Origin of the sequence: Synechococcus sp. MIT S9220, from assembly GCF_014304815.1 — a bacterium.
GTDB lineage: Bacteria > Cyanobacteriota > Cyanobacteriia > PCC-6307 > Cyanobiaceae > Synechococcus_C.
The window spans coordinates 2,391,537-2,413,998 of sequence record NZ_CP047958.1 but is presented as its reverse complement, the minus strand read 5'-3'; the positions used below and the strand labels follow the sequence as shown (position 1 = coordinate 2,413,998).

Here is a 22,462-nt window from a genome sequence, read left to right as displayed (position 1 = left end):
TTTTTGTCTGCATTTCTACATCCAAAAAATTCTCAAGTCACAGTGCTGGTCGGCCTTAAACCACCTTGAAGGCAAGAGATCTGGGCATGTTTTTGCATTGCCATCTTTCAGTTATCAGATTGTTTTTATCTTTTCGAAGTTCTAGGTCACCTAACCCTTGATCGGACACCAGGACCTGTTCCTGAACGTGTTGGAGTTCTTGTGGGACTGAAGCTGCTGCATCTTCATCTCCATGGCTTATTTCGCTCGCAGGATTTGGAGCTTGGCCGTGATGCGGACACTGGAGGTCAGACCCTCTACGTGTTGGAACTGGCCCGCAGCCTGGCCAATCGCGCCGAGGTGGCTCATGTGGAGGTCGTCACGCGGCTGATTCAGGATCGGCGAGTGTCGCTCGACTATTCCAAACCTCTCGAGCCGATTGCACCTGGTGCATCGATCCGACGATTCAGTTTTGGTCCGCGGCGTTATTTGCGTAAGGAACAGCTTTGGCCGTATCTCGATGAGCTGGCCGATCAGCTGGTTCGTCATCTCCGGGACAGTGACAATCGTCCCGACTGGATTCACGCCCATTACGCCGATGCCGGCTATGTGGGGGCCCTGGTCAGTCGACGTCTTGGAATTCCCCTTGCCTATACAGGCCATTCCCTAGGACGTGAGAAGTTGCGCCGTCTGCTTGCGGCTGGTGGAGAGCATGAACAGATCGAGCAGAATTATTCGATCAGTCGGCGCATCGATGCTGAGGAACTGGCTCTTGCTCATTCCGATCTGGTGATCACCAGCACGCGACAGGAGCGTGATGAGCAATACGCCCGTTATGGCTGCTTCAACCCTGACCATGCGGAGGTCGTGCCACCGGGTGTTGATAGCAGACGTTTTCATCCTCAAGGCAACTCGGATGAGTTCACTGAGGTGTCCGAGCTCTTGAGTTCATTTCTGAGGGAGCCTGAGCGTCCACCTCTGCTGGCCATCTGCCGTGCAGATCGGCGCAAAAACATCCCTGCGCTCGTTGAAGCTTTTGGTCGATCCGCGGTCCTGCGGCAGCGCCACAACCTGGTGCTCGTGCTTGGCAATCGTGATGACTCTCGCCAGATGGATCGTCAGCAGCGGGAGGTTTTTCAGCAGATCTTTGATCTGGTTGACCGTTATGACCTCTACGGCTCCGTTGCCTATCCCAAGCACCATCGCCGTGAACAGGTTCCGGCCATCTATCGCTGGGCCGCGGCTCAACGCGGTTTGTTCGTCAATCCAGCATTGACTGAGCCTTTCGGTCTCACGCTGCTTGAGGCTGCGGCATCGGGTTTGCCGATGGTCGCCACCGATGACGGGGGGCCTCGAGAGATTCTGAGTCGCTGCGACAATGGACTTGTCGTTGACGTGACCGATCGGGAATCGCTCCAGGATGGATTGGAGCGTGCCGGTGCTGATCGCGATCGCTGGCGGCGGTGGAGCGACAACGGCGTGGAGGCTGTCAGCCGTCACTACAGCTGGGATGCTCATGTCTGCAGTTACCTGGCGCTGATGCAAGAGCGTCTGAAGCGCTCGAGCACGGTGACTGTTTCCTCGCAACTGTTGGCGACGCCATTGGGGCTGAGTCCTTTTGGCTCCCGTCTGCTGCTGCTGGATCTCGACAGCAGTCTTGAACAGCCGGATCTCAAGGATCTGCAGAGTTTGCGTCAACAGCTGATGGCACCGTCTGCCCAAGCTGCCCAGACCAGCTTCGGCATCACCACTGGACGGCCTCTCGATGTGGCCCGGCAGCGTTTCGCGGAGCTTCATTTGCCTGACCCGCAGGTCTGGATCACCCAGGCGGGCACACAGATCCACTACGGCCAAGAGGAGCAGGCGGATCGCTTCTGGCAGGCTCAGATCAGCGTTGACTGGCAGCGCGAGTCTGTGGAGCAGACCCTCTCCGATCTTGGCGATCACATCAAACTGCAGAAACCTGAGCACCAGGGTCAGTTCAAGGTCAGTTATCTGCTGGAGCAACCGGGCCCTTCCGTGTTGCCGCTGATTCGCCAGCGTTTGCGCCAGAGCGGCCTGCCTGCAAGGCCTCAATTGCGCTGTCACTGGTTCCTTGATGTGCTTCCCATGCGGGCCTCGCTGAGCGAGGCGATTCGGTTCCTATCGCTGCGCTGGGGTTTGCCTCTGGAACACATTCTTGTGGTGGCCAGTCAGCAGGGGGATGCGGAGCTGGTCCAAGGTCTGCCGGCGGCTGTGGTGACTGCCGATCATGACCCCTGTCTCGATGGCTGTCGCCATCAGCAGCGGGTTTATTTCGCCAATCGGTCTCGCTTGATGGGTGTGCTGGAGGGTCTCCAGCACTACCGCTTCCTCAACGCACGGTCCCGACTGGATTAAGACTCGATCTGAAGGGTCACAGCAGCAGCGCTGCGATCGGCCTTGGCCTGGGCATCAGCTCGGTGGTCCCCGCAAGCCAGAGCCACACCCATGCGCCGGCCGGGGCGGGCCTCCTCTTTCCCGAACAACAACACTTGGGTGTCGGGTTCGCTCAGCGCTGACTCCAGGCCGCTAAAGCTCACCCGGCTGCCATGACGGTCCGCAAGGATCACTCTGCTAGCAGCCGCTTTGGCACAACGGATCGTTGGGATCGGCAAACCAAGCACAGCTCTCAGATGCAGTTCGAACTCACTGAGGTTTTGGCTGATCAGAGTGACAAGACCCGTGTCATGGGGACGCGGGGACAGCTCTGAAAAAATCACCTCATCACCGCAGAGAAAAAACTCCACTCCGAACAGACCGGCCCCTCCCAGGTTGTCGGTCACGGTGCGGGCCATGGTCTGCGCCTTGTGTAACTGCTCTTCGCTCAGCTGGGCCGGCTGCCAGCTGCATTGATAGTCACCATTGGCCTGTTCATGTCCGATCGGTGGACAGAACAGGGTGGATCCGTCGCGTTGGCGGATTGTGAGCAGGGTGATTTCCTGATCAAAGTGCAGGAACTCTTCCACGATCACCTGGTTGGAGGTGCCACGTGCATTGGCCATGGCCGCTTCCCAGGCCTGATCAAGATCCTCGGCGCTTTTCACCACGCTCTGCCCCTTCCCGGAGGAGCTCATCACCGGTTTCACAACTACCGGCCACCCCAAGGGTTCTGCAGCGTTGTGCAGGTCTTCGGCACTGGACGCATAGGCGAAGCGAGCAGTACGCAGCTCAAGCTCTGCAGATGCCAGGTCGCGGATTCGATCACGGTTCATCGTCACGGCAGTGGCGCGGGCCGTGGGAATCACGGTGATGCCTTCCTCCTCCAGTTCGGCCAGTGCATTTACGGCCAGAGCCTCAATCTCTGGAATCACCACGCTGGGCCTGTGGCGTCGCACCACCTCCAGCAGTGCTTCAGGCTCGGTCATCGGCAGCACCTCCGCCAGATCTGCCACCTGCATGGCCGGTGCCCCGGCATAGCGATCGCAGGCGATCACCCTGCAGCCCAAGCGCTGGGCGGCAATGGTTACCTCTTTGCCCAGTTCACCACTGCCTAACAGCATCACGGTGGCGGGAAACGTCGTCATGGCCTTTTTCAGGGCAGCATGGATTGATCCTCGCTCCACGCCTGATGCTCGCATCACTGAGCTTCACTCCCGTCGCATTCACGACGGCTGGAGATGCCGCTGATGGGCTGATCTTCGGCTGGGAGATCGCCACGGTGCAGAAATGGGCTTTGATCTATCTGGGTGCGTCGCTGCTGGCGTTTGTCATCGTCTGGTTGGTTGGAGCTCTGCGCACGAGGGTCTGAGATCCATCAGCCTCAGGGTTCGAGGTCGTGCATCAGGGTCAGTTGGCGCTCCGCTGGTTCCTCGTTCACAAACCCCCACGACTGGAAGATGTCAGCATCCGTGTGGGTGATGTGTTGAGCGCCATTGCGCTGTTCCAGCACGAATCCTCTTTCGGCCATGCGGCGCATCAGGCTGGCGGCCTCCTCGAAGCGAGAGGCCATTGCCTCAAGGCTGGCGCAGTCGGCGGTTAGACCTGCTTCTTTCCAGGTGAAGTAACTCATTGTCGGCCGGCTCAGGTGGGGCGGAGAACGATCCCCAGCATGACCAGCCCTGCTGTTGCGAGCCAGAACATCGGCACCACCATCTGCTCAGATGTTCCTCCCAGTTCGAAATGGTGATGGAGAGGGGCCATTCGCAACACCCGGCGTCCCACACCATCTGGCCCCTTGGTCGCCTTGAACACCCACACCTGGATGATCACCGACAGCGATTCAGCCAGGAAAACACCACCCATCACCAGCAGCGGCCAGAGGCTGTTGGTCAGCAACGCCACGGCACTGAGTGAAGCACCCATCGCCAGGGAGCCCGTATCCCCCATAAACACGCGTGCCGGGTTGCGGTTGTGAATCAGAAAGCCGAGCCAGCAACCGGCCATCGCCATGCAGAACGCTGCCATCGCAGGGTCACCCTCGTTGCCGCGCAGCATCAACTGCAATCCCAGACCTGTGAAGACAAGGGCCCCGCAGCCTGAGGCGAGGCCGTCCAGTCCATCGGTGAGGTTGGTGGCGTTGCTTTCCGCAAGGAACACAAACAAACCCAGTGGCCAGATCAGCCAGCCAAAAGAAATCACCATGCCTAGGGGCAGGTTCACCGTGTCAGGGATCCATCCCTGCCAGGCTGACCAGCCCAGAAACACCATGGCTGCTGCACTTTGCAGCAGAATTTTCCCTCTGGGTTTCAGGCCTGTGTTGGTGCGTTTGGTGAGGCTGCTCCAGTCATCGATGCCGCCAATCACCATGTAGGCCAGCGTGACCAGGCCAACAGCCAATAACTGGGCGGCGCTGCGGCCTTCCCAGCTGATCAGGCATCCTGCAATCACGCCGACGGGGACCACCAGCAGGCCACCCATCGTTGGTGTGCCGGATTTACTTTGATGCGCTTCAGGACCCTCGGTTCGGATCACCTGGCCCATCCTTAATGCCCGCAGTCGCGGTGTTCCCCACCATGTGACAACGGCAGAGATCAGCGTGGCCGTGAGCAGTGGCAGGCTCAGCAGGCTGTTGGGAATCCAGCGGTCTGATGCAAAGGCCGCCATCACGACGGCCATGATCAACACAGCAGCGGGAGCACGTCCGTCGAGACGAGTGGATCGATCTGCAGAAGCGCTCAAGTCCCGTGGACGAATCGCAGGGACCTTAAATCAGTCTTCCCAGTTTTCTTCGTTCTCTTCCTCGGCCTTGTAGTCCTCTTTCTCGCCCATCAGCGCGGAGAGCTCCTCCTCTTCCACCGTGCTCACCTCGGGTGAACTGGACTCCTCGTCCTCCACCAAGCGACCGCTGGTTTCCAGCCAGCTCAACAAATCCGGTTCCTCTCGCAGCGGAAGCACCGGTGCAGGCTCTTTGCGTCCGTAACGGGTCAGGGCCGGGTTGACGTTGTCGAGGCCGCTCAAGTCCGTGAGAGCTGAGGACAAGATCTTCAGAGCCAATCCTTCATTATAGAAGACTGCGCATTTCTTGTTTTTGAAGAAAGCGGCGATTCTCGCTTCCGTCTGGGGAATCTCTCTGCTGATCAGTGCGCTTCTGCGTGTCTGGGGACAGCAGCATCCGCAGCCTCTGCAGCCCAGTGCCGTTCCTGTGCTGGCTCTGCTGTTCGTGCCTTCAGGGCTGATGGCCGGATGGCTGCTCTGGTCGTCCCGCGGGAGTGGAGAATCGGAGTAGTTCCGATACAGATCAGGAGTCCGCTTGATGGGACGCGCCAAGAAGGTTGTGCTCGCGTATTCCGGAGGTGTGGACACCAGTGTCTGCATTCCCTACCTCAAGCAGGAGTGGGGAGTCGACGAGGTGATCACCTTCGCTGCAGACCTCGGTCAGGGTGATGAGCTGGAGCCGATTCGCCTGAAGGCTCTGGACGCTGGTGCAAGTCAGTCTCTGGTTGGTGATCTGATTCAACCTTTCATCGAGGAGTTCGCTTTTCCAGCGATCCGGGCTAATGCTTTGTATGAAGGCCGCTATCCACTCTCCACAGCACTGGCTCGTCCGCTGATCGCCAGACGCCTCGTGGAGGTAGCTCGTGAGGTTGGCGCCGATGCCGTGGCTCATGGCTGCACCGGCAAGGGCAACGATCAGGTGCGCTTTGACGTGGCGATTGCTGCCTTGGCTCCTGATCTGAAGGTGCTCACACCGGCCCGTGAATGGGGAATGAGCCGCGAGGAGACCATTGCCTACGGCGAGCGTTGTGGGATTCCCGCTCCAGTGAGCAAGAAGTCTCCCTATTCAATCGACCTCAACCTGCTGGGCCGCAGCGTCGAGGCGGGTCCGCTTGAGGATCCGATGGTTGCGCCTCCGGAGGAGGTGTTTGCGATGAGCGTGTCCGTGGATGCGGCGCCGTCTCAGGCTCAGGAGATTGAAATCGGCTTCGAGGCCGGTAACCCTGTGAGCATTGATGGCGTGCGGCTGGCTCCGGTTGAGCTGATTCGTGAAGCCAACCGTCTGGCTGGAATGCACGGCATCGGCAGGCTCGACATGATCGAAAACCGGGTGGTCGGCATCAAGAGCCGAGAGATTTATGAAACTCCCGGTTTGCTCCTGCTGATTCAGGCCCATCAGGAATTGGAGAGCCTCACACTGGCTGCCGATGTGCTTCGCACCAAGCGTCAACTGGAGATGCAGTGGGCGGATCTGGTGTATCAGGGCCTCTGGTTCGGACCGCTCAAGGAAGCTCTGGATGGATTCATGGATCGCACTCAGACCCACGTGAATGGCATGGTCCGCCTGCGACTGCACAAGGGCAATGCCATCGTGACGGGGCGCAGGTCCAGCGACAGCAGCCTCTACGTTCCTGAGATGGCCTCCTATGGCAGCGACGATCAATTTGATCACCGTGCAGCAGAGGGTTTCATCTACATCTGGGGGTTGCCCATTCGGCTCTGGTCGGCAGCCCGACGTCGTTAGTGATCTGTGAGGTGCGGACTGAATCAGGCGGCGTTCCGATCGGATCGCCGTTGAAGGTTCTGTCTTGTGTTGCGCCAACGTTCCAGGAAGGGAATGGGAATGTCGCTCAGCGGCTTGGAAGGTTCCTCAATCAGGGGCAAAGCAGGTTCACCAAGCATCTGCTGCGCTCTCGCTAGCAGCCGGTAACGCTCCATCAGTGGTTCGAGGCGTTGCTGAAACTTGCGCTCAAACAGCTCTGGAAGCTCACTCAGCAGGGATTCATAACCCTCGATCATCTGTTCGAGTTCAGCGATGCGCGCTCGCAGAGCATCGGTTTCGTGTTCGTGCTCTAGGTCAGCCTGCACCACGTCCAGTGATGGGTTCCAGAGAGGCAATGGTGCCTGATGGTCGGCTTCCTGAGGCTGCATGACCGAACGGTATCGCCCGGTCAGCAGTTGATCAATGCCCTTGCTTCAAGCGGAAGCTTCGGCTGTTTCAGGCTGTGCTGCGGGTTCAGTGCCTGGAGCCACGCGGGGAGCCGGGAGAGGTCCCTCTTGCTTGACGGTGAGATAGCGGATGACGTCTTCGCTGAGGCGCATGGCTTTCTCAAGAACAGCAACCTGCTGTCCATCACCGTTGTGGCTCAGCTGAACGTAGATGCCTTCCTTATGCTTCGCGATCGGATAGGCGAGGCGACGCTTGCCGCGCATCTGGTTGTCCAGAACATCAGCACCGGTTTCCACCAGGATGTCGCGGTACTTGGTGAGATGAGACTCGACTTCCTCTTCCGGAATGTCCGGACGAAGGATGTACATGGTCTCGTAGTAAGGCGTCTGGGTCATGGAGACAGATCCGACAGGGACTGAAGGCTCACTGAGTGAGCGACGGATCCAACAGCCTATCTCCTTGGGGTTGACACTTTCAGTAGAGCTGCATGCGGACCGCCTGGCTCAACCCGGGAAGATCGGGCTCTCTGCCGCGGATGCATTCGATCAAAGCGAAGAGCACAACGGCCAGCACCGCCACCACCACCGTGCTCGAAAGCGTGCGCAGCATCAGACCACTGCTGAGCGGTTGCAGCAGGATGGCAAAGGCGTAGCCGAGCAGCACCACGATGATGTCCACCAGCAGGGCCTGGAGCGTGTTGAAGCGCAGGAAGTAAGGCACGTTTGGATTGCGCACGACAGCCAGGAACAGCAGGAAGAACACCAGCAGATTTCCGAAAGGGATGCCCCGCTCGAGCAGCACCAGAGGCAATGCAGGCAGCGTGAGCCACTGCATCCAGGGGAACTGACCCATCAGATGGCTTCCGAAGGGAATCGCATCGCTCCAGGGCAGCACATACACCAGCAGACCCAGGAACCGTTGCCAGACGGGAATGGCCATCGCAGCCTCGATAGTGGCCCGAGCGTAGAGCGTGTGATTCGATTCGGTTCGGGGATCGTTCGGGTTAAGCCTGATGCGCATTCAGGCTTCTAAGAGCGCCTTCCCGCATCTGATCAACCGGCACATCCGCGCGACCTGACCAGCGACGCAGGGCGGCAGCTCCCTGCTGAACCAGCATTTCCAGGCCATCGATGGTGCGGCATCCGCGCTGTTGACCCAGTGCAAGCCAAGGCGTTGGTCTTGGCGTGTAGATCAGGTCGTAGAGGGTCACGGATGCATCAACACCTGCCCAGAGATCACTGCCGAGGGGCATGGCGTTGTCACCTCCATGGCCCTGCATTCCCACAGGAGTGGTGTTCACCACAAGTTTCGATCGCTGCAAGACCCTGCTGAGCGGTTCCGGATCGAAGCTCATGGCGATCAGCGGCGCGCTGTCGCTGCCCTGGCCTGCACGTAGGTCGTTCAGAAAGTCAGCCAGCGCATCAGGGCGTCTGCCGGCGACATGGATTGCGGTTAGGGGAAGTTGCTGCAGCCCTGCCACCACAGCCCGGGCGCTGCCACCGCAGCCCAGCACCACGGCTTCCGCACCCTGCCACTGCTCTGCTTGCAGCTGCAGTGGTGCCAGAAAACCCTCCATATCAGTGTTGTGGCCATGCCAGCCTCCTTTTTTTAGGGGTGTGAGCGTGTTCACGGCACCCAGTCGTTCAGCGAGGGGGCTCAGCTCTCGGCAGAGACCCACCACCTGCTGCTTGTGCGGAATCGTCACGCTCAGGCCGCGGCACCCCACGGCTTGCAATCCATCCAGCACCGCCTTCAGATCTTCAGCGTCACAGGGAAATGCCAAGTAGCGCCAATCGAGCGCCATGGCCTCTAGGGCGGCGTTGTGCATCACCGGTGACAGGGAGTGGCTCACGGGTTGTCCCAGCAAGCCGATCACTGCAGTGGTTCCGCTGATCATTCGGGGAAGCGCGATCCTCTCCACCAGCCTGCTGCGTCATCGGTCTGTTCGGGAACCACACCTCGCCTGGAGGCATTGCCTCTGCCGAAGATGCAGAGGATCTAATCAGTTACTAAGCGGAGCAAGGAGGCACGGATGGGCAAGGTTGTCGGCATCGATCTCGGAACCACCAACAGTTGTGTGTCGGTGATGGAGGGCGGCAAGCCCACCGTGATCGCCAATGCCGAGGGCTTCCGCACCACGCCGTCGGTGGTGGCCTACACCAAGAACCAGGATCAACTGGTGGGTCAGATCGCCAAGCGCCAGGCGGTCATGAATCCCGACAACACTTTTTATTCCGTGAAGCGATTCATCGGCCGTCGGGTTGATGAAGTGAATGAGGAGTCGAAGGAAGTCAGCTACACGGTGGAGAAGGCTGGCTCCAATGTGAAGGTGAAGTGTCCGGTTCTCGAGAAGCAGTTCGCTCCTGAGGAGGTGTCTGCCCAGGTGCTGCGCAAGCTTGCAGAAGATGCCGGCAAGTACCTCGGAGAGTCTGTGACCCAGGCGGTGATCACCGTTCCCGCTTACTTCAATGATTCCCAGCGTCAGGCCACTAAAGATGCGGGCAAGATTGCCGGCCTTGAGGTGCTGCGCATCATCAACGAGCCCACCGCTGCGGCTTTGGCTTACGGGCTCGATAAAAAGAGCAATGAGCGGATTCTGGTGTTCGACCTCGGTGGTGGAACCTTCGACGTGTCGGTTCTCGAGGTTGGTGATGGTGTCTTTGAGGTTTTGTCGACCTCCGGTGACACCCACCTCGGCGGTGATGACTTTGACAAGGTGATCGTTGATCACCTGGCCGACACCTTCAAGTCCAATGAAGGCATCGATCTGCGTCAGGACAAGCAGGCTCTTCAGCGCCTCACCGAAGCTGCTGAAAAAGCCAAGATTGAACTCTCCAGCGCCACTCAGAGTGAGATCAATCTGCCGTTCATCACGGCCACCCCAGAAGGGCCGAAGCATCTCGACCTCACCCTGACCCGAGGCAAGTTCGAGGAACTGGCGTCCAAATTGATTGACCGCTGTCGTGTGCCTGTTGAGCAGTCGCTCAAGGACGCCAAGTTGTCTTCCGGTGAGCTGGACGAGATCGTGATGGTGGGTGGTTCCACCCGGATTCCAGCAGTGCTCGAACTGGTGAAGCGAGTTACCGGCAAGGATCCCAATCAGACGGTGAACCCTGACGAGGTGGTGGCCGTGGGTGCTGCCATCCAGGGCGGTGTGCTCGCCGGTGAAGTCAAGGACATCCTGTTGCTGGACGTCACTCCTCTTTCTCTGGGAGTGGAGACTCTCGGCGGTGTGATGACCAAGATGATCACCCGCAACACCACGGTGCCGACCAAGAAGTCTGAGACCTACTCCACTGCTGTTGACGGCCAGACCAACGTGGAGATTCACGTGCTCCAGGGTGAGCGCGAGATGGCGTCCGATAACAAGAGCCTTGGAACCTTCCGTCTTGATGGCATTCCCGCTGCTCCCCGCGGCGTGCCTCAGATTGAAGTGACTTTCGACATCGATGCCAACGGCATTCTCAGCGTCACCGCCAAGGACAAGGGCAGCGGCAAGGAGCAATCCATCTCCATCACCGGAGCCTCCACCCTCAGTGACTCTGAGGTGGACAGCATGGTCAAGGATGCCGAGGCCAACGCCAGCGCTGATAAGGAAAAGCGCGAGCGCATCGATCTCAAGAACCAGGCTGAAACCCTCGTTTATCAGGCTGAGAAGCAGATGGAGGAGCTTGGCGACAAGGTTGATGCAGCCGCCAAGACCAAGGTGGAGGAGAAGCGCACCAAGCTCAAGGAGGCCACTGAGAAGGAGGATTACGACGCAATGAAGACCCTGCTTGAGGAACTGCAGCAGGAGCTTTACACCGTTGGAGCCTCTGTTTATCAACAGGCTGGCGCTGAAGCCGGTGCGGCTCCTGGTGGCGACTCAGGCGCGACTCCTGGAGGGGGGTCTGGATCTGGTGAGTCTGGCGATGATGTGATCGACGCTGAATTCACTGAATCCAAGTGATCCTTGCAGGCCAATCACACGTGGCTTGAATCCTTGTGGTGTCTTCCCCGTCTGTGATCAGACGGGGTTTTTTGTTGCATAAAAAAGGGAGCGAATGCTCCCTTTTGGTTTGCGAGTTGGTCTAGAGGCACTTGATCTAGAGGTTGCGATCGTTCAGTTGATGGAATCGGCAGCAGCTTTGGCTTGGCTCACAACTTCAGGTGGCAAAGAGACGTAGCCCAGATCAGGAGCTTGCGACTGTGCTTCATCGGAAAGCATGTAGTTGAAGGTCTTCTTCAACAGTGCCGTTTTGTCGTCGTTGCCTGTCTCATAGGCCAGCACCCAGGTGAAGGTGACGATCGGATAGCCCGCTTTGGGATTGGGGTTGCCTCCGATCAGATCGGGGCCGAGGTCAACGGAACCCAGAGCTTCGCTGGCTGTGGCATTGGTGGGTTTCACCTGTTCACCCGAAGCGTTCTGCACCGCAGCGGCCTGGAGATCACCCTTCACATAGGCCAATTCCACATAACCAATGCCTCCAGCGATTTGATTTAGCTGGGCGGAGACACCCTCATTGCCTTTGGCTCCAACACCGGTTGGCCATTTGACCGACTTGTCTGCACCAACATCCTTTTTCCATTCAGGGCTAATGGCTTCTAGATGTTTCGTGAAGTTGAAGGTGGTGCCGGAGCCATCGGAACGGTGAACAACGTTGATCGCCCTGTCGGCACATCCGAGTGTGCTGTAGTTCTTGATCTGCCCGAGAAAAATGCCTGCCAGTTGTTTCTGGGTCAGTGATAGATCGCAGCCGGGGTTGTTGTAAGCCACGGCGATCGCACCTGCGGTCATTGGGATTTGCACCACACCGCGACTCACCTTGGCGATGGCTTCAGGTTTCATCGGCTTGTCGGATGCGCCGAAATCGACGGTTTCCGCCGTGAATTGACGCACACCAGCACCCGACCCCACGGACTGGTAGTTGACCATCACGCCTTGGGGCGACAATCCCTGAAACCATCGCTGGTAAATGGCTGCAGGGAAGGAAGCGCCTGCTGCAGAGAGCCTGCCCTGGCCTTTTTCATCACTATCACCACCAGTGGAGCAAGCAGCCAGGCTGAGCCCTGCGGCCACACCCGAGATGACAGTCAGCGTTCTCGTGAGAAAAGAGCGTTGCATGAACTCTTCTGAAAAATTGGTGGAGAGTGAAGAACACTCAGGTTGAACTTATTGCAATGCAAGGAGACAGGATTTAAGGGCTGGTTATCGTTTCTTTATCAATGTGTTGGCTAACCCATTCAGCAGTTGCGGGTGCCAGCAAGACACCGTTGCGGTAGTGCCCTGATGCCAGCAGCAGTCCAGGTTCGAGCTCTTCCAGTAGAGGGGCAGGTCTGTCGCGTGGTCGGGCACGCAAGCCATGCCATTGGCCGAGCAGTTGAGCAGCGTTGAGCCAACTCGGGGCCAGCTCGTTCAAGCGTCTCATGGTCTCTGTGGCGGCGGGATCCGCGTTCACGCCAGGTTCCAGCGTGGCTCCGATCCACAGGCGATTGTGTCCGTGCGGAATCAGATTGATGCCGCCGCAGGTGAGCACTGCTGGCCACCCTGTCCATTGCTTGGCTGGTTTGTTGAGCTGCAGCTCCAGCACCTGTCCAAGCACGGCATCCATGGGGCGTTGATGCCCAAGGCTCTGCAGCAATTTGGTGCTGCCTAAAGCAGAGCAGATCACCACCAGATCCACGGCTTCGTTCCGTCCGTCAGCGGTGATGAGCCGCCACTGGCGCCGGGCTGTGCTGCCAGGGCGTTGCAGTTCCACGACCTCTGTTGCCCGTCGCTCCACATTGTGTTCAATCAGGCTCCGCCTCAGGGCCTTCAACAGCAGCAGAGGATCAACCCGTCCATCACGTTCGGAGAGCATTGCCCCGTGACCAGCCTGGGGCCAAACCGGATCAGTTTCACCAAGCCTGTCGTTGGCGATGAACTGCAGTCCTGAATCGGGTCTTGCATCCGCAAGCTGTTGCATCCGCTGGGCTTCTTCTGCACTGCCAGCGAGTTGGATCAGCGGAGTGTCCAGCTGCAGAGGTGACTCTGGATGATTCAGTTGTTCAACCCATGCTGGCCACAGCGTCATGCTGCGTTGGCGCAGTCTCCAGGCCCTGCCGCTCGAACGGCGGAAGGCAAGGCCCATCAGCACGCCTAATGATGCGGTGCTGCCATTCAGATCACGATCAGCTGGCCTTTCTGGGATTGGCGTAGCCAGTGATGGGTCCACCAGCACAACACTGTGCCCTTGCTCGGCAAGTTGCCAAGCGGTGCCGGTGCCGGTGACCCCGGCACCAATAACGGCGATGGATGCGATCAGCTCTGGGCCTGCTCGGGGATGACTGCGGCGTAATTGGCGAAGTCAGCCTCAAGATCGTCGTAAGCCTTCTGAAGTTTGGCGCTGTCCTGCAGACGAGCGGCTTCATCGAGATCAGCCATAGCGTCCTTCAGGGACGTTGCCAATTTGTTGGCTTCTGCTCGGTCCTGGGGAAGCAGCCGCTGATTGATGTACAGCATTTCGCGGCCCACTTCCTGCATGGGGCCGTGGATCAGGTTGCGAGTGAAGGTCCAGTCGCGTTCGTCGACGAGCTTGGCGAGTTCAGGCAGCCGTTCCCTGGCAGCCGTGAATCCTTCCACCTGGCGGCGGATCACAGCCATATCCTCTGGGCTGATGTTGGCAGGCTTGGCATTGGCGCTGCCATCACAAGCTGCGAGGCCGAAACAGAGGGCCAGGCAGAGGCAAAAGGCGGCCACGCGGCGCAGGGCGCTCAGCATCGGAGTTCAATTGAGTGGTGGCGACTTTAACCGCCACCTAAATTTAATTGGTCTGTTGCTTTACGAGTGTGAGCTCATGAGGGTGGACCAGGTGCCGTTGGCTTCCGTCCGCAGACCTCTGCAGCGATTTCTCGACGAAGACAAGGTGGAAGCCCTGATGGCCTCGATTCGCCTAGAGGGTTTGCGCGAACCGATTGATCTGCTGGAGGTGGATGGTCAGCTCTGGGGTTTCAATGGCTGTCACAGGGTTGCCGCCCATGAACGTCTTGGCCTGCCAACCATTCGTGCCCGGATCCGACAGGCCACATCCAGGGACTTGAACCTGCATCTCCGCTGAGACGCAGGCACGCCCCGGCGCAGAATCAACGTTGTCATCTCTCTGACATCCTTGTCTTCCGCTTCGGTCATCCTTCAGCTGATCTGTCCGGATCGTCCGGCACTCGTGAGTGAACTCGCCGGTTGGGTGGCTGCGAACGGGGGCAATATCCGTCATGCGGATCACCACACCGATTCCGGTGCTGGTTTGTTTCTCAGCAGGATTGAGTGGGATCTAGAGGGCTTTGGTCTGCCGCGCCAGGCGATTCCATCAGCAGCGGAGTCTCTGGCACAACGGCTCGGGGGCGAGGCTCAGTTGCACTTCTCCGACGATCATCCCCGTGTGGCGATTCTGGTGAGCAAGCAGAGTCATTGCCTGCTTGATTTGCTTTGGCGTGCCCGCAGTGGGGAACTGCCGATGCAGGTTCCCATCGTGATTGCCAACCACCCTGATCTGGAGAGCAGCTGCAAGGAGTTCGGGGTTCCTTTTATTCATGTACCTGTGACCCGCGAGACCAAGGCTGAAGCTGAGCAAACCATTCTTGAGCTGCTGATCGAACATCGGGTGGAGCTTGCGGTTCTCGCCAAGTACATGCAGGTGCTCAGCGGTACCTTCCTCGAACAATTTCCCAATGTGATCAATATCCATCATTCATTTCTGCCCGCTTTCAAGGGCGCACAGCCGTATCACCGTGCCTGGGAACGGGGCGTGAAACTGATCGGTGCGACGTCCCATTACGTGACCGAAGAATTGGATGACGGCCCGATCATTGAGCAGACGATCGCTCATGTGAGCCATCGCGATGAGGTGCAAGACCTGATCCGGAAGGGTCGTGACACGGAGCGACTCGCTCTGGCCAGGGCTTTGCGCCTTCATCTCTGCCGACAGGTGATGGTCTATCGCGGCCGTACGGCAGTGTTCGCGTGATGGTCTGGCTGGATCAAGGTCGACCCTCTCTGGCGTCTGCGCGTGGTTGGCGCTGCTTTCAGCTCGGCCTGTTTCTGCTGCCGTCGTCAGCTCTGCTGGGAAGTCTGCTGCTGTTCCCAGCACTGTTGTTCGGTTGCGCTGGGCGTGAACGACCCTCTTGGCGTGACCCCTGGAATGCTCCGCTGCTGCTGGCATCAGGCCTGATGATTCTTGGCTGCTTTGGCGCCTATGACCAGGGACTCGCCTGGGTGGGGCTGGGCAATTGGCTTCCTTTTTTCTGGGGTTTCTGGGGTTTTCAGCCGTACGTGATGAGTGGTGAGGCCCGGCGCCGCTCTGCCCTTTTGCTGGTGGCAGGCAGTGTTCCTGTGGTGGTGACCGGTCTTGGCCAGCTCTGGTGGGGATGGCAGGGACCGTGGCAACTGCTGGGTGGATTGATCGTGTGGTTCATGGCAGCAGGTGGCCGTCCCGAGGGGCGTCTTTCGGGACTGTTTGATTACGCCAACATCGCCTCCGCCTGGTTGTCCATGGTGTGGCCACTGACCCTGGCTGCTCTCGTGCAGCAGGGATTGAACCGCTGGCGTCGTGTAGTGGTGCTGATCCTGGCCGTGTTGTTGGTGGTGGCGTTGGTGCTCACGGAATCCCGCAATGGTTGGGGCGCACTCGTGCTGGTGGTGCCGTTGGTTCTGGGTCCACCCAGCTGGCCTTGGTTGATTCCTCTGCTGGCGCTGGCGCTTTTGCCGGTGCTGCTGTCCGTGCTTCCCGGGGTGCCGCTGATGCTCCAGGATCCCGCCCGAACTCTGGTGCCTGAAAGTCTCTGGGCTCGCCTTAACGACAGTCAGTACGCGGGAGAGCGGGTCCTGGCTTCCACGCGCATCAGTCAATGGAACGTTGCGCTGCAATTGATTGGTGAACGGCCGTGGCTCGGTTGGGGAGCTGCAGCTTTCTCAGTGATCTATCCCCTGCGCACCGGTCAGTGGCATGGCCATGCTCACAATCTGCCGCTGGAGCTGGCGATTGGTCATGGACTGCCGGTGGCCGTGCTGTTGGTGGGCTTTGTTGTCGCCCTCTTGGTGGTGAGTCTGCGCCGAGGACTGTCTGGGCTGTTCGACCGGGCCTGGTGGACGGCGCTGTTTGTGCTGATGGTTCTGCACGGAACGGATCTGCCCTTTTTTGACAGCCGTCTGAACATTGCCGGCTGGATTCTGCTGGCGGGTCTGCGAGCGTCCTTTAGTCCTGAACTGTCGGAGCGGCTCCAGCCAGAGACAGACTCTGGTGCTTGAGCAAGGTTTTTCGTCCTAAAGGCCCGTTGAGATGGTCCCAGGGCAGCACGACGGCTTCATCCCAGTTGTCGTGGACCACCTGCTCCCATGGAGGGGGCAAAGGCAGATCAACCCCACCGCTGCTGGTCCCCGGCAATTCGCCGGCCCTGCAGCTGCGGTAGGCCTTCTTCCAGCCTCCGAGGCTTTCCTGAGATCCTCGGACTGCGGCGATCACCGGAGCCAGACGGCGGTCACTGCGAGAGAGCAGGGCTTGGATCACACTCCAGCCGTAACTCTCCGGCCGTAGATCAATTCCTTTCGGTTTCAGTCGTTTGGCCAGCCGTTTGAGGCGTTTGTCGGCTTCAGGCCTGACGCCCTGCCATTGGAAGGGGGTTTGAGCCTTGGGCACAAAGGTGCTTACGCCCAGGGTGAAACGCAAGCCAGGGGTGGTCTTCTTGAGCTGAAGCAGCAGATCTGCGGTTGATTCCACATCCTCCTCCTGCTCACTGGGAAGCCCCACCATTCCGTAGAGCTTGAGGGCACGCAGTCCACCTTCTTTGGCATGGCGCGCAGCGGCACTGATCTCCTCGTTGCTCAGCTTTTTGTTCACCACCTCGCGCATGCGTTCGCTGCCGCTCTCGATGGCGATTGTCAGTGATTTGCTGCCGCGTCGGGCCAGTCCGCTCGCAAGCTCAGTGGTCACGGTGGCTGCCCGCACCGAACTCACACTCACTCGCACGTCATCAAAGCGGTCATGACCGAGCCAGCTGAGCAGGTCTGCGAACTGTGGATGCTGAGTGACTGATGCACCCAGGAGTCCCAGCCTGCGTGTTGCCAACAGACCTTTCTCCACAGCAGGGATCAGGCCGTCGTCAAGAGACGGCGTGCGGAAGGGAAGCGTGAGATAACTGGCCAGACAGAAACGGCACAGTTCCGGGCAGCTGCGCACCACCTCCACCATATGGATATCGGGCCAAGCGGATTCCGGGGTGATCACCGTTGAATGGCTGAGGCTGTTGCCACGCCAGGTTTGCTTGCTGATTGTTGGTGGTAGCTCTGCTTCGATCGGGTCGATGCTTTGCAAACAGCCGTCGGTTCCGTAGCGGGGTGCGTACAGCGATGGCACGTAAATCCCAGGCACCTGAGCCAACCGCCGCAGGCGCACGGAACGTGATTCAGTCCGGACTTCCTGGAGAGTGTCGATGAAGCTGGGCAGCAGCTCTTCACCATCTCCCAGCAGGATCACATCGAAAAAGGGAGCCAGAGGTTCGGGGTTTGCGGTCAGCACAGGACCGCCACCAAACACGATTGGATCCTGATCCGAGCGCTGTTCGCTCCAGATGGGAATTCGTTGCTGCTCCAGCAAATCCAGCAGCACCGGCCCATCCAGTTCCCAGCTGAGGGAGAGTCCGAACAGATCGCACTGGCGATGCGGTGGATCGCTCTGATCGGTGAACAGGCGCCGCACATCCAGATCAGACCGCATGGCCAGGGTGGCCCAAACGATTTGATAGCCGAGGCTGGTGATCCCCACCGTGTAGGTGCTGGGAAAGGCCATCACCGCACGCAGGGCTCCGGTTTCCGGCACAGCCGGATCAAACAGCAGCGTTTCCTGGTTCAGGAGGGCCTGAGCTTCAGATGTTCATCCTGAAGGATCAATGATTCAGATGCTCCAACCAATGTCATCAATCAAGGCTGTACCCCCGCAACGTGAAGATCCACAGACACCTGTTGTTTGTCTAAGCCATGGAATGAAGGTTGCTCCTATGGATCAGGTTTTTTGGTGTTGTCTTTAGGAGGTGTTGATGGTTTGGGAGGGTCAAACTTTCTGCGTCGAATCGATCCCTCCCAGGCGTGGTGAATGCCACCGCGTCGTTCCCTGCGGGCTTCCAGGTGATCCTCCTCCAACAGCTCCATGCCCAGCTGGCGCTCATAGATCGAGCGGTCATCAAACAAACGCGCCACAAGGAAGCTAGCCAGACAAGCCACCAGGATCGGCTTGAGGATCAGCAGATCCTTGGTGAGCGCAAAGGCCAGGAACATCGCCGTGATCGGTGTGCGTGAACAGCTGGCCACGAAGGCACCCATCCCGGCGAACACATAGGTGCTGGGCACGTGTCCGGTGAGCGCTTCCACCCAGATGCCACAGGCCAGACCGATGGCGCCTCCCAGGGTGAGCATCGGATAGAACAAACCTCCTGGAGCTCCCGATGCAGCAGCCAGACCGGTGCTGAAGAAGAGCACGATGAAGGTGCCAAGCGCCATGGGGATATCGGCCTTGCCATCAGCGATCAGGTGCTGCAGCCCTTCCAGGTTGTGAAAATCCTCAGGCAGAAAGGCGTACACACCGCCCAGAACGCCACCACTGATCACCATGCGCAGCACCAGGTGATCGCCGAACCAGGCATTGCCCTTGCGTTGCATGGCGAGCACATAGCGGCAGTAGAGCTCCGCCAGCACCCCAACCACGACGCCCAGCCCGATCAGATAGCCCAGATCGATCGGCAGGAAGTTCACCAGTGGTGTGTATTCCCGTTCCAGCTGGAATCCCTGTGTGGCATCGAGGCCCCCTCCACTGGAATTGAGGCCTGCCAGACCCAGAACGTCTGCCCAGGCATCGGCCCAGAAGGTGGTGACAATCACCAGCAGCAACACCACCGGTCTGGCGGAGTGCAGCAATTCCTCAACGGCGTAGACGAAGCCTCCGATCGGGGCACTGAACACTGCTGCGATACCGGCGCCGCCGCCGGCGGCCACGATCAAGCGGCGGAAGGCCACGGGTGCTTTCAACCAGCGCGCCATCTGCCATGCCACGGAGCCGCCCATTTGAACCGCAGGTCCTTCCGGGCCGAGAGGGAAGCCGCTGCCAATGGCCACGATCCCAGCCACCAGCTTCACCAGGCCCACCTGAAGCCCCATCGGCACCGCCCGGTGTTTCAGGAATCCCATGATGTGGGTGATGCCTGAGCCGCCAGCGGCTGGGGCCAGGTAGGCCACCATCAGCCCTGAAATCAGGCCGCCTAAGGCTCCGAGTCCAGGCAGAACAGCCCAGGCCGGCAGATCCGCCAGCAGTTCCAGTCGCCAGCCACTCAAGACTTTGATGCCGGCTTTGAACAGCACACCGGTCAAGGCAGCGCCCAGGCCGGTGAGCATCAAGGCCAGCACCACAACCCACCAGCGTCGTTCCAGCAGACGTCGGATGCTGCGGCTGGAGCCGAGCTGGTGGCGGCGTTGTTTTAGGTCACTGAGAACGACCATGGAATGGCCAGTCGGGGATCAGGCCCCGGCCAGCATCTGGGCCTCCTCATCTGCGCTGACAACCCGACCCTGATCCTCGAAGCCACTGATCTGGTCAAAATTCAGATAGCGGTACAGCTCATCGGACAGAGGATCGATCTTTGCGGAGGCGATGCTGCGGTACTCGTCCGCCGTGGGGATCCGGCCCAGCTGGGCACAGACCGCTGCCAGTTCGGCGCTGCCGAGGTAAACCTGGGCGCCTTTTCCGAGGCGGTTGTTGAAGTTACGGGTGCTGGTGGAGAACACGGTGGTGTCGTCCTCGACCCTGGCCTGGTTGCCCATGCACAGGGAGCATCCCGGCATCTCCATGCGTGAGCCGGCCGCTTCGAAGGTGGCGTAATAGCCCTCGGCCTTGAGGGTCTCTTCATCCATGCGGGTGGGAGGGCACACCCAGAGGCGGGCCTTGTTTTCACCGGCTCCCTCGAGCACTTTGGCCGCGGCTCGGTAATGGCCGATGTTGGTCATGCAGGAACCGATGAACACCTCCTGCACCGGCGCTCCAGCCACCTCGCTGAGCAGCTTCACGTTGTCGGGATCGTTCGGGCAGGCCAAAACGGGTTCGGTGAGTTCATCGAGGTTGATCTCCAGCACTTCGGCATATTCGGCATCGGCATCAGCGCTGAGCAGCTGGGGATTGGACAGCCAAACCTCCATCTCCTTGATGCGGCGGGCCAGGGTGCGCGCATCGCTGTACCCACGCGCAATCATGTTCTTGAGCAGGGCCACGTTGCTGCGCAGATATTCGCTCACCGTTGCTTCGGAGAGCTTGATCGTGCATCCGGCACAGGAGCGTTCGGCGCTGGCGTCGGTGAGTTCAAAGGCTTGCTCGAGCTTCAGATCAGGGAGGCCTTCGATCTCCATGATTCGGCCATTGAACAGATTCTTTTTGTTGGCTTTCTCCACCGTCAGTAGACCGCGTTGAATGGCGACCCAGGGGATGGCGTTCACCACATCACGCAGGGTCACGCCGGGCTGCAGAGAGCCGCTGAATCGCACCAGCACCGATTCAGGCATGTCGAGGGGCATGGCGCCAATGGCCGCAGCGAAGGCCACGAGGCCAGAGCCGGCTGGGAAGGAGATGCCAAGTGGAAAACGGGTGTGGCTGTCACCGCCGGTGCCCACGGTGTCGGGCAGCAGCATGCGGTTCAGCCAGCTGTGGATGATGCCATCGCCGGGCCGCAGCGCAACGCCGCCGCGCTGAGCGAAGAAATCGGGAAGGTCCTTCTGGGTCTGAAGATCCACAGGCTTGGGATAGGCCGCGGTGTGGCAGAAGCTCTGCATCACCAGGTCGGAGGAGAAGCCCAGACAGGCCAGCTCCTTCATTTCGTCTCGAGTCATCGGCCCGGTCGTGTCCTGGGATCCGACCGTGGTCATCAGCGGCTCGCAACTGGTGCCTGGGCGCACACCTGTGAGGCCGCAGGCCTTACCCACCATTTTCTGAGCCAGGGTGAATCCCTTGCCAGTGTCTTGCGGAGCGCTGGGGCGGATGAACAGCTCGGAAGGCGGCAAACCAAGCTTGGCGCGCACCTTGTCGGTGAGGGCTCGACCGATCATCAGCGGAATGCGGCCACCGGCGCGCACCTCATCACTGATCGTGGCTGGCTTGAGTTCGAAGCGGCTCACCACCTCACCATCCCGTTCGATCGTGCCTTGGTAGGGGCGAATGGTGATCACATCTCCGGTGTTCAGACCGGTGACATCACATTCGATCGGCAGCGCGCCCGAGTCTTCCGCGGTGTTGAAAAAGATGGGGGCGATTTTTCCGCCCAGAATCACTCCACCGGCTCGCTTGTTCGGGACGTGCGGAATGTCATCGCCCGTGTGCCAGAGCACTGAGTTGATAGCGCTCTTGCGTGAGCTTCCTGTGCCGACAACATCGCCCACGTAGACCACGGGATGCTCACCTTGCTTCAGCCTTGTGATCGTCTGAAGGCCTTCAGGGTCTCGGGTCTCCAGCATCGCCAGGGCGTGCATGGGAATGTCCGGACGGGTCGTGGCATGGGTTGCTGGAGAGAGATCATCGGTGTTGGTTTCGCCTTCGATCTTGAAGACGGTCACGGTGATGGACTCAGCCAGCTCCGGTTTGGAGGTGAACCACTCCGCTGCTGCCCAGCTGTCCACCACCTGTTTGGCGAAACGGTTGTCTGCCGCCAGCTCCATCAGTTCGTTGAAGGCGTCGTACACGAGCAGGGTGCGGCTCAGGCCCTCAGCGGCACATCCAGCTAGCTCATCATCGCTGTGTTTGAGCAGCTCAATCAGGGCGGCGACGTTGTAGCCCCCCACCATCGTTCCAAGCAGACGGATCGCTTCCAGCGGTGACACCAGCGGGCTGGTCGCTTCGCCCTGCGCCACAGCACTCAGCCAGGTTGCCTTCACGTAGGCGGCTTCATCCACCCCAGGTGGAATGCGTTCACTCAGCAGATGCAGCAGTTCCTGCTCTTCTCCAGCAGGCGGGTCCTGCAGCAGCTCTGTGAGCGCTTTGGCCTGGCTGGCATCGAGTGGCAGCGCTGGGATCCCTTGGGCCAGGCGTTCTGCAGCGTTCTCGCGGTAGGTGCTCAGCATCGGAATCGGCGCAGGAACGGCAAAGGCACTTCATTCTC

22 protein-coding genes are annotated in these 22,462 nt (G+C 59.5%); 8 read left to right on the top strand and 14 right to left on the bottom strand.

Translation table 11 applies throughout. The features are described 5' to 3' along the window. Nucleotides 1–201 precede the first annotated feature (201 nt). The gene (locus SynMITS9220_RS13200) at nt 202–2,358 is read left to right on the top strand and encodes an HAD family hydrolase (protein ID WP_186989824.1); all 2,157 of its coding nucleotides are present in this window, start codon (nt 202–204) and stop codon (nt 2,356–2,358) included. Here the strand turns inward: SynMITS9220_RS13200 and purT are convergent. Further along, the gene (gene purT, locus SynMITS9220_RS13195; protein ID WP_186989822.1) at nt 2,355–3,524 is read right to left on the bottom strand and encodes a formate-dependent phosphoribosylglycinamide formyltransferase; all 1,170 of its coding nucleotides are present in this window, start codon (nt 3,522–3,524) and stop codon (nt 2,355–2,357) included. The genes SynMITS9220_RS13200 and purT overlap by 4 nt on opposite strands. A gap of 44 nt (nt 3,525–3,568) precedes the next feature. Between purT and SynMITS9220_RS13190 the strand changes: the two genes are divergently transcribed. Next, the gene (locus tag SynMITS9220_RS13190; RefSeq protein WP_186989820.1) at nt 3,569–3,748 is read left to right on the top strand and encodes a cytochrome B6; all 180 of its coding nucleotides are present in this window, start codon (nt 3,569–3,571) and stop codon (nt 3,746–3,748) included. A gap of 12 nt (nt 3,749–3,760) precedes the next feature. On the opposite strand, the gene SynMITS9220_RS13185 is transcribed toward SynMITS9220_RS13190, so the two are convergent. The 3 genes from SynMITS9220_RS13185 to SynMITS9220_RS13175 all read right to left on the bottom strand — a co-directional run bounded on the left by SynMITS9220_RS13185 (nt 3,761) and on the right by SynMITS9220_RS13175 (nt 5,418). Continuing rightward, on the bottom strand, nt 3,761–4,009 hold the full coding sequence (locus tag SynMITS9220_RS13185) for a hypothetical protein (RefSeq protein WP_186989818.1): 249 nt from the start codon (nt 4,007–4,009) through the stop codon (nt 3,761–3,763). A gap of 11 nt (nt 4,010–4,020) precedes the next feature. After that, nucleotides 4,021–5,055 carry a phospho-N-acetylmuramoyl-pentapeptide-transferase gene (mraY, locus tag SynMITS9220_RS13180; protein WP_222930445.1) on the bottom strand — a complete coding sequence of 345 codons (1,035 nt, stop codon included), beginning with the start codon at nt 5,053–5,055 and terminating at the stop codon, nt 4,021–4,023. Between the two features lie 93 nt (nt 5,056–5,148). Beyond that, the gene (locus tag SynMITS9220_RS13175) at nt 5,149–5,418 is read right to left on the bottom strand and encodes a DUF3134 domain-containing protein (RefSeq protein WP_082825010.1); all 270 of its coding nucleotides are present in this window, start codon (nt 5,416–5,418) and stop codon (nt 5,149–5,151) included. Nucleotides 5,419–5,461: 43 nt separating this feature from the next. Here SynMITS9220_RS13175 and SynMITS9220_RS13170 point away from each other — a divergent pair, with 43 nt between their 5' ends. Beyond that, nucleotides 5,462–5,665: a hypothetical protein gene (locus SynMITS9220_RS13170; RefSeq protein ID WP_255483305.1), complete on the top strand. Its 204-nt coding sequence runs from the start codon at nt 5,462–5,464 to the stop codon at nt 5,663–5,665. A gap of 27 nt (nt 5,666–5,692) precedes the next feature. After that, nucleotides 5,693–6,898: an argininosuccinate synthase gene (locus tag SynMITS9220_RS13165; RefSeq protein WP_186989814.1), complete on the top strand. Its 1,206-nt coding sequence runs from the start codon at nt 5,693–5,695 to the stop codon at nt 6,896–6,898. 23 nt (nt 6,899–6,921) lie between these two features. Here the strand turns inward: SynMITS9220_RS13165 and SynMITS9220_RS13160 are convergent, their stop codons facing one another. From SynMITS9220_RS13160 to SynMITS9220_RS13145, 4 genes are all read right to left on the bottom strand, one after another. Continuing rightward, nucleotides 6,922–7,305, bottom strand: a complete 384-nt coding sequence (locus SynMITS9220_RS13160) for a hypothetical protein (protein WP_186989813.1) — start codon at nt 7,303–7,305, stop codon at nt 6,922–6,924. A 45-nt stretch (nt 7,306–7,350) separates the two neighbouring features. Beyond that, on the bottom strand, nt 7,351–7,719 hold the full coding sequence (gene rpsF / locus SynMITS9220_RS13155) for a 30S ribosomal protein S6 (RefSeq protein ID WP_067093473.1): 369 nt from the start codon (nt 7,717–7,719) through the stop codon (nt 7,351–7,353). A 79-nt stretch (nt 7,720–7,798) separates the two neighbouring features. Continuing rightward, nucleotides 7,799–8,263 carry a Tic20 family protein gene (locus tag SynMITS9220_RS13150; RefSeq protein WP_067093818.1) on the bottom strand — a complete coding sequence of 155 codons (465 nt, stop codon included), beginning with the start codon at nt 8,261–8,263 and terminating at the stop codon, nt 7,799–7,801. A 64-nt stretch (nt 8,264–8,327) separates the two neighbouring features. Further along, nucleotides 8,328–9,221: a shikimate dehydrogenase gene (locus tag SynMITS9220_RS13145; protein WP_186992278.1), complete on the bottom strand. Its 894-nt coding sequence runs from the start codon at nt 9,219–9,221 to the stop codon at nt 8,328–8,330. A gap of 135 nt (nt 9,222–9,356) precedes the next feature. Between SynMITS9220_RS13145 and dnaK the strand changes: the two genes are divergently transcribed. After that, nucleotides 9,357–11,273: a molecular chaperone DnaK gene (gene dnaK / locus SynMITS9220_RS13140; protein ID WP_115125863.1), complete on the top strand. Its 1,917-nt coding sequence runs from the start codon at nt 9,357–9,359 to the stop codon at nt 11,271–11,273. 153 nt (nt 11,274–11,426) lie between these two features. Here the strand turns inward: dnaK and pstS are convergent, their stop codons facing one another. The 3 genes from pstS to psbQ form a co-directional block, all read right to left on the bottom strand. Next, nucleotides 11,427–12,428 carry a phosphate ABC transporter substrate-binding protein PstS gene (pstS, locus tag SynMITS9220_RS13135; RefSeq protein ID WP_186989811.1) on the bottom strand — a complete coding sequence of 334 codons (1,002 nt, stop codon included), beginning with the start codon at nt 12,426–12,428 and terminating at the stop codon, nt 11,427–11,429. Nucleotides 12,429–12,501: 73 nt separating this feature from the next. Continuing rightward, nucleotides 12,502–13,587, bottom strand: coding sequence for an FAD-binding oxidoreductase (locus tag SynMITS9220_RS13130; RefSeq protein WP_255483300.1), 1,086 nt, complete (start codon nt 13,585–13,587; stop codon nt 12,502–12,504). 17 nt (nt 13,588–13,604) lie between these two features. Further along, complete coding sequence (psbQ, locus tag SynMITS9220_RS13125) at nt 13,605–14,063, bottom strand: photosystem II protein PsbQ (protein WP_186989809.1); 459 nt, start codon at nt 14,061–14,063, stop codon at nt 13,605–13,607. 76 nt (nt 14,064–14,139) lie between these two features. On the opposite strand from psbQ, the gene SynMITS9220_RS13120 reads away from it, so the two are divergent. The 3 genes from SynMITS9220_RS13120 to SynMITS9220_RS13110 are packed head-to-tail and all read left to right on the top strand — an operon-like array spanning nt 14,140 to nt 16,586. Next, nucleotides 14,140–14,400: a sulfiredoxin gene (locus tag SynMITS9220_RS13120; protein ID WP_186989807.1), complete on the top strand. Its 261-nt coding sequence runs from the start codon at nt 14,140–14,142 to the stop codon at nt 14,398–14,400. A 51-nt stretch (nt 14,401–14,451) separates the two neighbouring features. Further along, a complete protein-coding gene (gene purU / locus SynMITS9220_RS13115; protein ID WP_186989805.1) occupies nt 14,452–15,306 on the top strand; it encodes a formyltetrahydrofolate deformylase in 855 nt (284 codons plus the stop codon). Then, nucleotides 15,306–16,586: an O-antigen ligase gene (locus tag SynMITS9220_RS13110; protein WP_186992274.1), complete on the top strand. Its 1,281-nt coding sequence runs from the start codon at nt 15,306–15,308 to the stop codon at nt 16,584–16,586. Before purU ends, SynMITS9220_RS13110 begins: the two co-directional genes overlap by 1 nt. Here SynMITS9220_RS13110 and SynMITS9220_RS13105 read toward each other — a convergent pair. From SynMITS9220_RS13105 to acnB, 3 genes are all read right to left on the bottom strand, one after another. Further along, a complete protein-coding gene (locus SynMITS9220_RS13105) occupies nt 16,534–18,123 on the bottom strand; it encodes a radical SAM protein (RefSeq protein WP_186992272.1) in 1,590 nt (529 codons plus the stop codon). The two genes, SynMITS9220_RS13110 and SynMITS9220_RS13105, sit on opposite strands and share 53 nt — an antisense overlap. Nucleotides 18,124–18,329: 206 nt before the next feature. Further along, entirely contained in the window at nt 18,330–19,823 is a 1,494-nt protein-coding gene (locus SynMITS9220_RS13100) for a ClC family H(+)/Cl(-) exchange transporter (protein ID WP_186989802.1), read from the bottom strand. A gap of 18 nt (nt 19,824–19,841) precedes the next feature. Continuing rightward, the gene (gene acnB, locus SynMITS9220_RS13095; RefSeq protein WP_186989801.1) at nt 19,842–22,424 is read right to left on the bottom strand and encodes a bifunctional aconitate hydratase 2/2-methylisocitrate dehydratase; all 2,583 of its coding nucleotides are present in this window, start codon (nt 22,422–22,424) and stop codon (nt 19,842–19,844) included. Nucleotides 22,425–22,462: the final 38 nt, after the last annotated feature.